This window comes from Thermonema sp., from assembly GCF_026003375.1.
Taxonomy (GTDB): domain Bacteria; phylum Bacteroidota; class Bacteroidia; order Cytophagales; family Thermonemataceae; genus Thermonema; species Thermonema rossianum.
On record NZ_BPHD01000003.1, the window covers coordinates 182,215 to 195,637 of the forward strand.

14 protein-coding genes and 1 tRNA gene are annotated in these 13,423 nt (G+C 49.9%); 1 reads left to right on the forward strand and 14 read right to left on the reverse strand.

All coding sequences use genetic code 11. From position 1 onward, the window contains the following. Positions 1 to 22 precede the first annotated feature (22 nt). Positions 23 to 481 (forward strand): acyl-CoA thioesterase, encoded by a 459-nt coding sequence (locus QVE43_RS10375; RefSeq protein ID WP_051633152.1) that lies wholly within the window; start codon positions 23 to 25, stop codon positions 479 to 481. Positions 482 to 559: 78 nt separating this feature from the next. Here QVE43_RS10375 and QVE43_RS10380 read toward each other — a convergent pair whose 3' ends face one another. The 14 genes from QVE43_RS10380 to QVE43_RS10445 form a co-directional block, all read right to left on the reverse strand. Then, positions 560 to 1,405, reverse strand: coding sequence for a hypothetical protein (locus QVE43_RS10380; protein ID WP_288006921.1), 846 nt, complete (start codon positions 1,403 to 1,405; stop codon positions 560 to 562). 81 nt (positions 1,406 to 1,486) lie between these two features. Then, positions 1,487 to 2,326, reverse strand: a complete 840-nt coding sequence (locus QVE43_RS10385; RefSeq protein WP_288006924.1) for a hypothetical protein — start codon at positions 2,324 to 2,326, stop codon at positions 1,487 to 1,489. Positions 2,327 to 2,392: 66 nt separating this feature from the next. Then, complete coding sequence (locus tag QVE43_RS10390; RefSeq protein ID WP_288006927.1) at positions 2,393 to 3,502, reverse strand: alkane 1-monooxygenase; 1,110 nt, start codon at positions 3,500 to 3,502, stop codon at positions 2,393 to 2,395. Between the two features lie 188 nt (positions 3,503 to 3,690). Next, positions 3,691 to 4,827, reverse strand: coding sequence for a DUF4837 family protein (locus tag QVE43_RS10395; RefSeq protein WP_288006930.1), 1,137 nt, complete (start codon positions 4,825 to 4,827; stop codon positions 3,691 to 3,693). Between the two features lie 123 nt (positions 4,828 to 4,950). Beyond that, positions 4,951 to 6,318, reverse strand: coding sequence for a lytic transglycosylase domain-containing protein (locus QVE43_RS10400; RefSeq protein WP_288006933.1), 1,368 nt, complete (start codon positions 6,316 to 6,318; stop codon positions 4,951 to 4,953). Between the two features lie 94 nt (positions 6,319 to 6,412). Beyond that, entirely contained in the window at positions 6,413 to 7,837 is a 1,425-nt protein-coding gene (gene gatA, locus QVE43_RS10405; protein WP_288006936.1) for an Asp-tRNA(Asn)/Glu-tRNA(Gln) amidotransferase subunit GatA, read from the reverse strand. Positions 7,838 to 7,856: 19 nt separating this feature from the next. Further along, positions 7,857 to 8,069: a twin-arginine translocase TatA/TatE family subunit gene (locus QVE43_RS10410; protein WP_038030198.1), complete on the reverse strand. Its 213-nt coding sequence runs from the start codon at positions 8,067 to 8,069 to the stop codon at positions 7,857 to 7,859. Between the two features lie 81 nt (positions 8,070 to 8,150). Next, complete coding sequence (gene coaE / locus QVE43_RS10415) at positions 8,151 to 8,777, reverse strand: dephospho-CoA kinase (RefSeq protein ID WP_288006940.1); 627 nt, start codon at positions 8,775 to 8,777, stop codon at positions 8,151 to 8,153. Further along, on the reverse strand, positions 8,774 to 9,637 hold the full coding sequence (locus tag QVE43_RS10420) for a hypothetical protein (protein ID WP_288006943.1): 864 nt from the start codon (positions 9,635 to 9,637) through the stop codon (positions 8,774 to 8,776). Before QVE43_RS10420 ends, coaE begins: the two co-directional genes overlap by 4 nt. Before the next feature lie 163 nt (positions 9,638 to 9,800). Beyond that, positions 9,801 to 9,876: transfer RNA gene (locus QVE43_RS10425), tRNA-His, on the reverse strand. A gap of 62 nt (positions 9,877 to 9,938) precedes the next feature. Further along, complete coding sequence (locus QVE43_RS10430) at positions 9,939 to 11,009, reverse strand: branched-chain amino acid aminotransferase (protein ID WP_288006946.1); 1,071 nt, start codon at positions 11,007 to 11,009, stop codon at positions 9,939 to 9,941. Between the two features lie 6 nt (positions 11,010 to 11,015). After that, on the reverse strand, positions 11,016 to 11,570 hold the full coding sequence (locus QVE43_RS10435) for a cob(I)yrinic acid a,c-diamide adenosyltransferase (RefSeq protein WP_038030287.1): 555 nt from the start codon (positions 11,568 to 11,570) through the stop codon (positions 11,016 to 11,018). 100 nt (positions 11,571 to 11,670) lie between these two features. Continuing rightward, the gene (gene ltaE, locus QVE43_RS10440) at positions 11,671 to 12,708 is read right to left on the reverse strand and encodes a low-specificity L-threonine aldolase (protein WP_288007656.1); all 1,038 of its coding nucleotides are present in this window, start codon (positions 12,706 to 12,708) and stop codon (positions 11,671 to 11,673) included. Continuing rightward, on the reverse strand, positions 12,708 to 13,421 hold the full coding sequence (locus QVE43_RS10445) for an ABC transporter ATP-binding protein (protein ID WP_038030190.1): 714 nt from the start codon (positions 13,419 to 13,421) through the stop codon (positions 12,708 to 12,710). The genes ltaE and QVE43_RS10445 overlap by 1 nt, the downstream gene beginning before the upstream one ends. Between the last annotated feature and the right edge of the window lie 2 nt (positions 13,422 to 13,423).

Here is a 13,423-nt window from a genome sequence, read left to right on the forward strand (position 1 = left end):
TTTGCACTCAAAAAAACATCACATGGAAAAATTACCACAATCACAGCCCAAGCATGCGTTCAGCAGCTACATTGAAGAAAAAATAAAACGCTCGGAAACGCGCATCTTTAAAGCTGTTTTTCCTGATTTGACCAACCACTACGACACACTCTTCGGGGGCACCGCCATGCAAATGATGGATGAAGTGGCTTTCATTACGGCTACGCGTTTCACACGCTTGCCGGTGGTAACCATTGCCAGCGACCGCATTGAGTTTAAAAAACCCATTCCGGCAGGTACTATTGTGGAATTGGTGGGAAAGGTGGTGAAAATAGGCAACACCAGTTTGGATGTACGTGTGGATATCTATGTGGAAAGCATGTATGCCGAAGAAAGAGAAAAAGCCATTTCCGGAACCTTTACCTTTGTAGCCATCGATAAGGACCGCCGCCCGGTGAGTGTGTTGGCGAATTCGCCATTGCATCAGTCCGAAGGGAAATAACGGCAGGCAAATGCAAGCCGCAACGAAAAAAGAGGGAGGCATTGCGCCGTCCCTCTTTTGTTTTTATGCTTGTGTTGTTTAGTCTTCGTCTGCTTGCTTCGTCTTCTTTATCTTCTCATTGCTGTCGGTTGCTTTTTCTATTTCGCTTTCATTTTCGAGGCGGAATGTTTCATACACTTTCAATATGGGGTGTATTTCCTTTTTGCGTGCCTTGAAGTCAAGATCCACCTCATCTACAATGTCGGTATCGATGATGCGCAGGTCAATCAATTCTTCAATCAAGGGGCGCAAAGACTCGAAGCCGGTATCTGAAACATCCAGGGCAAAGTTGGAAATAAATTCAATGTCGCTGTCGGCATCTGAACCGTCGAATACAGCTTCGTCGTTTTGCAAGTCATCGGCTTTTTCTATGAATAACTCAAGCAATTCGCGGAAGGCGGTTTCTACCTTCGGGGCTATGCCGGGCTCATAAAAAACAGCCTGTGCCAAGCCGGTGCTTACGGCCAACTTGGAGAAGGGGTCAATATCGCCTTTGTGCAGCATATCCACATAGGTGCGGAAGTGAGCTTTGGCAGAGAAAGTAATGAAAGGCCACATCTCCTCGAGCATGAACGTATCGCCAAAGAGCAGCTCCATGGTATAGGCATCGCCTTGTAGCAGCTCCATCACCAGGCGGGTGGCGTGGTCGCTATGCATTTGGCGCAACAGCAAAATAGCATGCACGGGCGCCAGACGCCCACCGTCTAAAGGCAGGTCGGCATAGAATCGAGGACGCGCAGCGGCATCTTGCAGAATACGCAACAAGTCCTCTTCAATGCCTTCCATGTGGAGCAAATCCTCAATCATCTTCGGACTGACATCGTAGCCTGTAGTGAATAATTTCTCTACGGCTTTGTTCTTCACCTGAATTTCCTTTGGTATCATGATTGTTTTTTGTTGAAAAACAGCTGCAAATATAAAAGTTTTACTATATGTTTAGGACAGTTTCCTCAAGAGAGGCACAGACTATGGCTGCATTGCTTGTAAAAGCATATCCTTTAAGATGCGAATTTGTTTGATTTTTTCCGGGGGCAGGGCACTTTGTATGTCGTATGTATATTGCCGGTGGGTGTGTATCACCGCTTTGGCTATGGTGTATGCCCGGCGGGCAGTCAGCTGCTCTTTTATCTTTACATCTTCCAATGCCTTTTGTGTGTACAGTGTTTTGTAAATCCGGGCTTTGTCGTGCACACTTAATAACTTGCTGAACGTTTGAGTGTGGGTTTTATGCTGAATACTAAGGGCTTTTACGTAATAAAGAGTGTCTTGTTGCAAATAAAAGCGCTCTTCGGTGAGCCGGGTGCCTTCCTCGAAATATTGTATGTTCAGCTCTATTTGTAATTGCTTGAGTACATCGGGGTCGTAAAAAAGCCATTCGTTCAGGTTTTCCCAGTGGGTGAGGGTCCACTGTTTGCCATGGCGCGACAGCAAAACAAAGCATTTTTGCCATTCGGCCACAAGGTGCTCGTGCCTGTTGTCTTTGCGGGCACAGGATGCACAATAGCGCCGGAGGCGCCCTTGCTCGGCAGGCGTAGGCTCATGAAAAACAGACAGATAGTGCTGCATGAGTATCCATAGGGCGCGATGCGAATAAGCGCCGGCACCTTCATATCTTTGACTCAGCACGCCACGTATAAGCATATCGGCATCCTGAGCCGTTGCGCATAGTTGTTGCAGGCGGGCTACGTCCTGTGCAAGTGCCGCTTCATAAAAACTACTCCAAAAGCGGTACAACTGTTTTTGTTGTGCCCGGCTGCTTGGGGCTGCAAACAGCAACCCCAAGCACAGCATCATGGCATATTTCACGCTTCTTTTTATCTGTTCGTCCGGTAACTACTCTAAGGTAGCCATTGCCGGGCAATCGTGCAAATACTAAGCAGCTGCGGGTGGGGCACCATAAGAGCGTTGCCATTCGTCCATTTTGGCATCCATGACGCGGAACCACAAAGGGGGAACCAGTGCCAGCAAAATCATGGTAGGGTATCCGGCAGGCAGTTGGGGGCTTTCGTCAAAGTGGCGTAGTATTTGGTAAGGGCGACTCGCGTAGGCATGATGGTCGGAATGACGCTGCAACTGAAACAGAAAGAAGTTGCTTATCATGTGGCTGGCATTCCACGAGTGAATGGGGCGCACGCGCTCATAGCGTCCGTTGGATAATTGACGGCGCTGCAGCCCATAGTGCTCTACATAATTGACAACCTCCAGAAGACTGAAAGCCACTATGCTTTGTGCAAAAAAGAAAGGAATAACTTCCCAGGCGAGGCGGTCAACAAGCAGGCTCACCGTGCCGAAAAGGAAAGCCAAATAGAGCAAAGGAAGAACCATATACCACAGCATGCGGTTGTGTGCGCTCCATGCCGGCTTTCCGGCTTTTGTCAACCTTTCTTTTTCTATGTTCCAGGCACTGCGAAAACTGCCGGTGACGGTGCGCCACCAAAAGCGATAAAAAGATTCGCCGCGGCGGGCAGTGGCCGGGTCTTTTGGGGTAGCCACATGCACATGATGGCCGTGGTTGTGCTCAATGAAGAAGTGCATATAACAAACGGTCATCAAAATGAGCTGTGCCATCCATTGGTCGTAGCGGTTGTTTTTATGCCCCAGCTCATGTGCCACGGTGATGCCTATGCCACCGGTGACTACGCCCGTGCTGAGTGTAAAGCCCAGCCATTCATACCAGGGGCGGCCGGGGTCTTGAGCAACAGCCCAACAAGCCCATACCAGCAGTATCACCTGCAGGTACGCCCAACTGTGCGTAATCAGGCGGTAGTATTGTTCGGTGCTTAATATTCGTTCCAGTTCTTTAGGTACGTTGTAGCGATCTTCGCCCACGTAGTAGTCCATGAGGGGGATGCATACAAAGGCAAAAATCAGGGGGTAAAAGTAGCCGATGCCCCCTTGGTAGTAGCCCGCCACTAAGAGGGCAGGCAATATGAAGGCGCTTAGAAAGCCTATCTTTCTTATAATTATTTTGCTTGTTTTCATGACTTTAGAAATGTTTTCTTCCTCTGCAATAATACAAAAACTAAACTCTTAGTTCAAGTTTTTTGCAAAAAAATAAACTTGTAGTTTAGTTTTTTTAAAAGGCAGGCCTTTTTTCATAAGCAGGCTTCGAAAAGGGAACAAAAAAAGCCCCTTTTTGTAAGGGGCTTTGACAAGTCGATGGCATGAGTTTACCGGGCTGCTATGGGTGTGTTATCGACACGGTCAAATAATTCCATGGTGTTTAAAATACCTTTCAAACGGCGAAGAACAGGCAGCTTTTCCCGTCCCGGTGCGTAGATGTATGCTTCAATGTAATAGAAGTAGCCCTTGTGCTCGAAGGCATAACCTACAAAGCCGCCCCCGCGCCGCCGGCTTTCAAGCACCCACAAGCCGGCATATTCCCGTACAGGAGTACCGTTTAGGTGGGTATCTCTGACGTGCAGCGGCACACGCGTTTCCGTTTGCACGAAAGAGCCTTCGCGCTTCGGATTATAGCGCAAAAAACGTTCGCCCATGCGGTCGCGATGCTTGATGATAAAAGTCGTATCATACATTTCTTTGCCTTGGTAAGGCAGGCGGCTTATCCATATGTTTTGATACGCATTATCCGATACGGTACCTATCCAAATAAAATCTTTGTCGCGTACTACTTCTTTATAATTGGGTGGCAGCGCGAAGGTGAGTCCAAATTTATTCTTCAGTGCATTCATCAAGCTGACGGCATGCACCTTGGCTTGTTGAATGCTTTGCGCCATATAGGTAGCCAGATGGTCTTCGAACACAAACAGCAACTGTTCCCGGCTGGCTTCGTCCTGCAAATAGTGTTGCAACGCTTCTGTGTTTTTACCTACGAGAAAAACCAATATCTGTCCGCGGGCATAGCGGTCGTGCTGCAAAAACAAAGAAACTTGCTGTGTGCCGTTTTTAAACTGTTGCAGCTCTTCGGGGGCAAGTAGCTGCAGGATACGACGGTTTGCATAGGTAGAGTCGCTCAGGTTGGTCACAAAAAGCACCTGGCGAAATATTTTGAAATCACTGAAATCGGGCGGTGCAATGAACATATAAGTAAAGAAGGGCTCGGGTTGAGGTAAGCCCGGCACCGGTGATTGAAGACACTCCCGCACCTGCTCGCCAATGCCGGCTTTCCAAGCGGTGGGGTTCATGCTCACCAGTATTTTACCGACGGTGCCACTGGCAGCGGGCTGGTAGGTCTGTGCTCTTCCTTGGGAACTTTGTTGTTTGCCTTGCCAAAAAATAAAAACGGCAGCAAGTATTACTAAAAAGAGAATGCTTCCGAGTAAAAGGCGGTATTTGGTTCTGTTCATAACAATTGCTTGTTGGGCTCTTTTACCCAAAGAAACGAAACTTTTACCAAAAAAACATTTTGCCTGCCTTTCATGCCTGCAAAAGGCAAGGGCAGCAGCTGCCGGCTTGCTTTTGCTACCGGCTTAACGCACACGCAGGCGTTGCCCTTTTACTATTTTGTCACCTTGCAAAGAGGGATTGAGTGCGCGCAGTTGGTCTATGCTTATGCCGTGGCGCTGCGCAATGGACCAGAGCGTATCACCCGGGCGCACCGTGTAATAAGGTCCACTGTCGGGGGTAATGCTTTGTTTGGTCCAAATAATCAGCCGTTGATTCGGATAAATGGTGTTGCCACGCAGGTGGTTCCACTGCTTGAGGGCACTGACGCTTACCCCATATTTTTGGGCTATTATGCCCAAGCTTTCGCCTTTGCGCACCCGGTGGTAAGTCGCTTTCTGATGCCCGCCCGGGGTGTAGGCTACTTTTTGCACCGGGATGCTTGGGGTTTCGGTCAACACAATGTCTTCTTCTTGCAGGTCCAAAATTTCTTCTTTGTGCAGTGCATACCATGCTTTCTTATGCGCGGGGATGCGCAAGGCAAAAGAAGTGCCATAAGGGGGCGTGGCATAGTATTTCAAATGTGGATTCAGGGCTTTCAAGGTGTCCGGCGATATATCTAAGCCTTGTGCCAACTGTTGCAGACTCACCTTCGGCGGTACATGTATGGTGTCGCTCTCCAAGAAAGGCTCTACTTCTTGTGGGTAAGGAATGTTGTGTGCCTCATGGTAGCGCATGACATACACCATGGCAATATAAAAAGGAACATAGGCACGGGTTTCACGGGGTAAGTAGGGGTAAATCTCCCAAAAAGAAGTCTTGTCACCGGAACGGCGGATGGCACGGCGGACGTTCCCGGCACCACAGTTATATGCAGCTAAAGCCAAGTGCCAGTCCCCGAACATATGGTAAAGGTCTTTCAAAAAAAGACAAGCCGCTTCTGTTGATTTGTAAGGGTCCATGCGTTCGTCTATGTAGCGGTCGATGCGCAAGCCATATTCCCGTCCGGTAAAGGACATAAACTGCCACAGTCCGACAGCCGATGCCCAAGAGCGGGCACGGGGCAGCAAAGCAGATTCTATAATGGATAAGTATTTCAACTCTTCGGGCAAACCATGCCGGCGCAGTGCCTCTTCAAAGATAGGGAAATAGCGTGGGGTACGCTGCAGAAAACGCACGGTTTGCCGGCGGTTATCGATGAGGTATTTCTTGATGAATCGCAATACCACAGGATGGTAGGTCAAAGGAATCGTTTGTTGGGCGCAGGCCAGCCGTTCTTTTATAAGCTCCTCATGCAATTGCGGGACATAGTCGCGAAACTGAGCATCTACCGAGTCAACCGGCCGGGGCAACGGTATATTGACCCGGTAGGCAGCGCGTTGCTCCTGGCTTTGTGCCCATGCACATTGTAGGAACGCAAACAGGCAACCGTAAAGTAGGTATATTTTTTTCATAAATGCAGATACCAAAAAAGTACAGGGTATTTTACCGTAAAAGCAATGGATAAGTTACGCTAAAATACCCTATAATGCAATAAATTCCGGCTTTTTACAATAAAGACCGGCTTATTTTTAATAGTTTCTCTTCTTCAAACCTGTTTGCAATAAACTGAATGCCAATAGGTAAGCCCTTTTCATCTTTTCCGGCAGGGATGGAAATGGCCGGTACGCCCGCAACGTTTGCCTGCACAGTAAACAAGTCTGCCAGATACATTTTTACGGGGTCGTCTTGAAAAGAACCTAAGGGGAAAGCTGTATCGGGTGTAGTGGGGGTAAGCAGGAAGTCGTATTGTTCAAACAGCTTGTCTGTTTGTTCCTTGATGATGCGACGCACCCGTTGCGCTTTGGTGTAGTAAGCATCGTAATAGTCGGCACTTAGAACAAAGGTGCCCAGAATGATGCGTCGTTTTACTTCCCTGCCAAAGCCCTCCGAACGTGTTTTTTTGTAAAGACTTTCCAAGTCGCCGGCTTGGGGGCTGCGGTAGCCATAACGCACGCCGTCGTAGCGGGCAAGGTTTGAGCTGGCTTCGGCAGTGGTGAGTATATAGTAGGTAGGCAGGATATACTGCAGAATGGGGAAGTCGATGATTTCTACCTCATGCCCTTGCTTACGTAATTTTTCTATGCTTTCCTGCATGGTTTGGCGTATAGCCGGTGCTATAGCTTCGTTTTCAATCCCTTCACGCAAGCAAGCTATACGGTATTTGGGGGCGTCTTCGCGCTGCAGATACGCTGCATAGGCAGGCACCGGGCGTTGAGATACGGTGCTGTCGTGTTCATCGGCACCGGCCACTACTTCGAGGGTCAGGGCTATGTCTTCGGGGCTTTTGCCTATCAAGCCAATGCAATCGAAGGAAGAAGCATAGGCAATCAGTCCCCAGCGGGAAATGCGGGAATAAGTGGGTTTCAAACCGATGACGCCACAGAAAGCAGCCGGCTGGCGCACCGAGCCACCGGTATCCGAACCAATAGAAAGCCGGCACATGTCGGCCTGCACGGCCACAGCCGAAGCACCGGATGAGCCGCCGGGCACGCGTTCCGGGTCGGCAGCATTGCGTGTGGGACCGTACACGGAGTTTTCATTGGAAGAGCCCATGGCAAATTCATCGCAGTTTTGCCGCCCGATAATGATGGCATCTTCTGCAAGCAGGCGTTCCACTACTGTGGCAGAAAACTGCGATACGAAGCCGTCTAATATTTTACTGGCAGCTTGCAGGGGGTGGTCCTGATAACAAATGACATCTTTGATGCCCACCACCAAGCCCGCCAGCTTGCCGGCAGTACCGGCTTTTATTTTCTCATCTACTTCACGGGCTCTTTGCAGCGCTTCGTCGGCATAAACGCTTACAAATACGTTGAGCTGCGAATTCTTTTCTTCTATGTTTTTCAAATAATGCCGGACAAGGGCTTCGCAATTAAGCAAGCCCTCCTCCATGTCGCGGCGTATTTCAGCAAGCGAATGGTAATTTTTCAAAGCGATGTTTTTTTGGGTTTTACTTTCTGTTGTCGTCTTTTACGCTTTCTTCTATGTTTTCTTTTACCTCACGGGTAGCATCTTTAAACTCGCGGATGCCACGTCCCAGCCCACGGGCTAATTCAGGGATGCGCTTTGCACCGAAGAAAATCAACAGGATGAAGAGAATCAGAATCAGTTCCGTACCTCCGATGCTTCCCAAAAAGAGCAATACACTTGCCAAGCTTGCCATAGTTTTAGAGTTTTGGTTTCTATTCCCCTTGAAAACAAGACTTAAGGGGAGTTGGTGCAAAGATACAAAGCTTTTTTTAGTTTACAATTGCCCTTGTTGCTTTCTTATTGCCTTGGTTATCAGTTCATGAAGGCACACGACTTGTGGCAAGAGGGGGCGGGTGCCGTCGTTTTCTATGACGTAGTGTGCATAGCGCCGTTTTTCCTCTTCGCTCATTTGTTTGGCGATGATGGCTTCTACTTGTGCCCGGTTGCGGTGGGGGTCGCGCTGCAACACACGCCGGATGCGTACTTCCGCGGGGGCAGCCACCAGCACCAACAAATCCACGGTGGCATGGGCACCGCTTTCTATCATGAGGGCGGCTTCGCGCACTACATAGGGGAATTGCTTGTGTGCCAGCAGCCACGCTTGGTAATCCAATGCCACTTGGGGGTGCACCAGTGCATTGAGCTGTTTGACTGCTTGGGCATCGTGAAAAACACGCTCTGCCAAATAGGCACGGTTGAGTGTGCCATCGGCATGATAGGCTTCTTTTCCAAAATGCCGGATGATTTGCTCTATCAGTTCTTGCTTATGTTGCATGAGGTATTTGGCGCGGCTGTCGGCATCGTACACGGGGGCATCGAAGCCTCGCTGTAAGATACGGCAAACCAGGCTTTTGCCGCTGCCTATGCCGCCGGTAATACCTACTTGATAAGGGAGCTTCATGGGTGTAACAGCTTTACGTGAGAAGGGCTCACTTTTTTTATTTCAATGTCTTTCAGAGAGGTACCGACTTGCACCTGTAAGGAATCGGACGGGCTTGCGTCTGCAAAGGAAACCCATGCCCGTATACTTTCGGGGGTGGATTTGAGCAGGGACAGCGTCTCGGCTTTGCCCCGTACCCGAACTTTTACATAGGGCGGCTGTACACGCCAGTGCCCTTTTTCCGGAAAGTCTTTCAGCTCAACCGGTATATTGAGTGTGTTTTCTTGAAAATATCCGATGCGGAAGTGCATGCGCACCGTTGCCGGTTTCACTTTTATGCCTTTTTGTGAAATCAGCTGCTCGCTGCGATAAGTAATATCGAAATGGTCCCGGATGAAACGATTGTAAACCGGAAGTACAATTGTGTCTGCCAGCAGTTTGATTCTATTGCTTTCGCCTTCTACAATAAGCTGTTGAGGAGCAATGGTTGGGGGCGTGGCCATATAGCAGCTGTCGCAAAGCAGGTTTTCAATCTGTGCTAAGGGCGCTATGAGGGTGATTTTTTTGGTGGCTATGCGACTTGCTTCGCGCAGCACTATGTTATCGGGCGATATGATGTTGATATCTACTTGTCCGGGGAATGCCTGTTTTATTTTTGGAAGCAGTTGGTTTTTGGGCAGCACTTCCTCTTGAGCAGAGACGGTGAAGGTGAGGGTGTCTTGTGGAGGACGCAAAGAGAGGTGCAGGAGTGCCCAGCCGCTCCCTGTTACTTCTACCTGTACAGGGTACACTTGGCCCGGCAGGCGCAAATAGAGCATGTAGGAGGTGCTGTAGGTTTTATTCAGGGTGATGGAAAACCAAAAAATAGTGGAAAGCAGCATGCATATTGCAAGCACCTTAAGGTCTTGAGAGGTGAGTTGGCGAAAGGGAGCAGTGAACGCAGCCCAAAGCGTAAGAAAAAATTTCTTCATAAGAAGCAGTAAAACAATCTTGTACTGCAACAAAAATAAAAAAAGCTGTGAGTTCTCACAGCTTTTTTGCAGAGGGAGGAAGACGGGATTCGAACCCGCGACCTCCAGAGCCACAATCTGGCGCTCTAACCAACTGAGCTACAACCTCCGTGTAATTGCGATGCAAATATAGACAAACGGAGGATACAACGCAACGGTTTTCGATAAAAATTTATGCTTCCGGTTTCCAAATCCAGCCGTGCGTATCTTCTATGCGCCCATATTTGATGTCGTCGAGGGTTTGCAATACACGGTTGGCAAACACGCGCCCTTCTATGGGGGGCAATTGATAGTCTTTGCCTTCGTAGCCAATGGTGACAATATGGGCAATGGTAGCGGCTGTTCCCACACCAAAGGCGGCATCCAAGGAGCCTTCTTCCAGGTAGCCCACAATTTCTTTTACGGGTACCGGGCGTTCTTCTACCTCATAGCCCCATTCGCGGGCGAGCGTAAGCACGCTGTCGCGGGTGATGCCCGCCAGGATGGAATCGCTCAAAGGCGCCGTGATGATGCGGTTGCCCTTGCGGAACATGATGTTCATGGTGCCGGCTTCTTCGATGTATTCATGTGTTCTGCCGTCGGTCCATATTAACTGATGATAGCCGGCCTGTTGTGCCAAGCGGGCAGGATACAAAGAGGCTGCATAGTTGCCGGCTGCTTTGGCATAGCCGGTGCCGCCGGCAACTGCTCGGGTATAGTGGGTTTCTATCTTTACTTTTACCGGCTCGCTGTAGTATTTGCTTACAGGACAAGTGAAAATGATGAATTTATAGGTATTGGACGGGCGCACACCTATAAACTCGTCGGTAGCAAACATGAATGGGCGAATGTAAAGCGAATAGCCTTCCCGCTGCGGAATCCAATCTTTGTCCAACTTCAGCAGCTCGCGCAGTCCATCCATAAATATTTCTTCGGGGATGGGCGGCATGCACATGCGTTCTGCCGAGCGCAGCATGCGTTTGTAGTTGTCGTAAGGGCGGAAGACCAGAATTTCGCCCTGCTCGTTTTTATAGGCTTTCAAGCCTTCGAATATAGACTGCGCATAATGCAGGGTGGACATGGCAGGGCTAAACGTCAAGGGGGCAAAAGGAACTATCTTGCAAGATTTCCATTCGCCGTCGGCATAATCGGCTACCAACATATGGTCGGAGAAAACATGCCCGAAGCGCAGATTGTCGAAGTCCACCTCAGGCAGGCGCGATTGGGTAGTAGGTTGTATTTCTATGTTCATTACTTCGTTCATTTTGCATTATGGTTTTGAAGGTTTCCAAGGTGTTTCTTCTATATTGAGCTCTACATGCAATAAACGGCAGAGCGCAAACAAATAGTCTGACAGGCGATTCAAAAAGCGTATGATGCGCTCATCCACTGCCTGTTGTTGGTGCAAGGCTACCACGGCGCGTTCGGCACGCCGGCAAATGCAACGAGCCACATGGGTATGTGAGATGCTGATATGCCCGCCCGGTAAGATGAAATAGCGCATCGGGGGCGTGCGTTCGTTGATGTCGTCGATGAGTTTTTCGAGTGTGGTGATGGCTTCTTCTTCTAACTGCGGCAGTTCCATTTTATTTCGCTCGGGGTCGGCAGCCAGCAATGAACCAATGACAAACAGCTTATGCTGAATGTCAAGAAGTATATCGAAGCGGGTGTGGTGTTCGGGCAGGTCGCGCAATAGCCCTATGTAGGCATTCAGTTCATCTACGTTGCCATAGGCTTCTATGCGCAGGTGAGACTTGGGCAACCTTGTGCCGCCCAGTATGGAAGTTTCACCTTTGTCGCCGGTTTTGGTGTAAATACGCGCCATTGAGTTGGGTGTGTTAAGGTAAGCAGAAGGCGTGCACGCCGGCGTGCACGCTTGCGAATATACAAAAAAAAGCCCAATTAAAATTGGACTTTTTAGGTTTTTATTTGTGCTCTTTTTGGATACTGAAACGAGGAAGCACTTCCGATACACGCTCTATATGAGCATCGTGAATGTCGAGGTGGGTCACCATGCGAATGGCCCGCTCGCCAAAAGTCGAAATCAAGATGCCGTGCTCTTGCAGGGCTGCCTGCCATATGCGGGCTGTCAATGGGGCATGCAGTCCGGCAATGACAATGTTGGTTTGTACGGGGTACACTTCCTTCACATCCGGGTGGGCGCGGAGCAGTTCGCCCAATATTTTTGCCCGCCGGTGGTCTTCTTGCAGACGCTCCACATGATGTTGTAAGGCGTAGAGCCCGGCGGCTGCCAACATGCCGGCTTGTCGCCAGCCACCGCCCATTACTTTGCGTATGCGGCGCGCTTTGCGTATGAGTTCCTTGCTGCCCAGCAACAAAGAGCCCACGGGGCAGCCCAGCCCTTTGGACAAACACACCGAGATGCTGTCGAATAGCTGCCCGAAGTCCTGCGGTTGACTACCTTGTGCTACCATTGCATTGAACAGGCGGGCACCATCCAGGTGCAGTTTTAAGCCGTGCGCCACGCATACTTCTTTTATTTTCCGGATTTCTTCCAGCTCATAATATACGCCGCCCCCTTTGTTGACCGTGTTTTCGAGCGAAATCAAGCGGGTAACGGGGAAATGCACATCATCGGGGTTGATATGAGCCGCGATTTGTCCGGCGGTCAGGCGTCCGCGGTCGCCTTCGAGCAGGCGCACCGACACCAGCGAGTTGGAAGCCAAGCCACCCCCTTCGTAAAGGTATATATGAGACAAGCGATCGCATATCACTTCGTCGTTGGGTTGGGTTTGTGCCCGGATAGCTATTTGATTGCTCATGGTGCCCGACGTACAAAAGAGAGCAGCTTCCACGCCAAACAAGCGGGCGGCATAGCTTTCCAGCTCATTTACGGTGGGGTCTTCACCATATACGTCGTCGCCTACGGGTGCATAGAGCATGGCTTCGCGCATGCCTGCCGTAGGGCGCGTGACGGTGTCGCTGCGCAGGTCAACAACCATCATGACAGCTTTACTTTTTGTGTGTTGGGTAAGTCACTTTCGATAAGTCCGTCGCGCAGGCGCACGATGCGCCCGGCATAACCGGCGATATCGTCTTCGTGGGTAACCATAATGATGGTATTGCCCTGTGCGTGAATCTGGTCGAACAGCTCCATGATTTCGTAGGAAGTTTTTGAGTCCAGGTTTCCCGTAGGCTCATCGGCAAGTAAGATGCTGGGGTTATTGACCAGGGCACGGGCTATGGCTACGCGCTGGCGCTGCCCGCCGGACAGCTCGTTGGGTTTGTGATGGGCGCGGTCGGCCAGCCCCACATTCTCGAGGGCTTGCATTGCCCGCTCAATGCGTTCAGATTTTTTATAGCCGGCATAAATCAATGGAAGCGCCACGTTGTCGAGGGCAGTCATGCGTGGCAGCAAGTTGAAGGTTTGAAACACAAAGCCTATTTCTTTATTACGGACTTCTGCCAGCTCGTTTTCGTCCATTTGGCTTACATCCTTTTGGTTCAGGAAATAGCGCCCCGAAGTGGGGGTATCCAAACAACCGATGATGTTCATAAGGGTGGACTTGCCCGAGCCGGACGGTCCCATAAAAGCCACATATTCGCCTTTTTGCACCTGTATGTTGATATCTTTGAGTGCTTCCACCTGCTGGGTGCCCATGATGTACACCTTGCGGATGTGCTGCATTTCGATGATGGTGGGCGTGTTGCTCATAA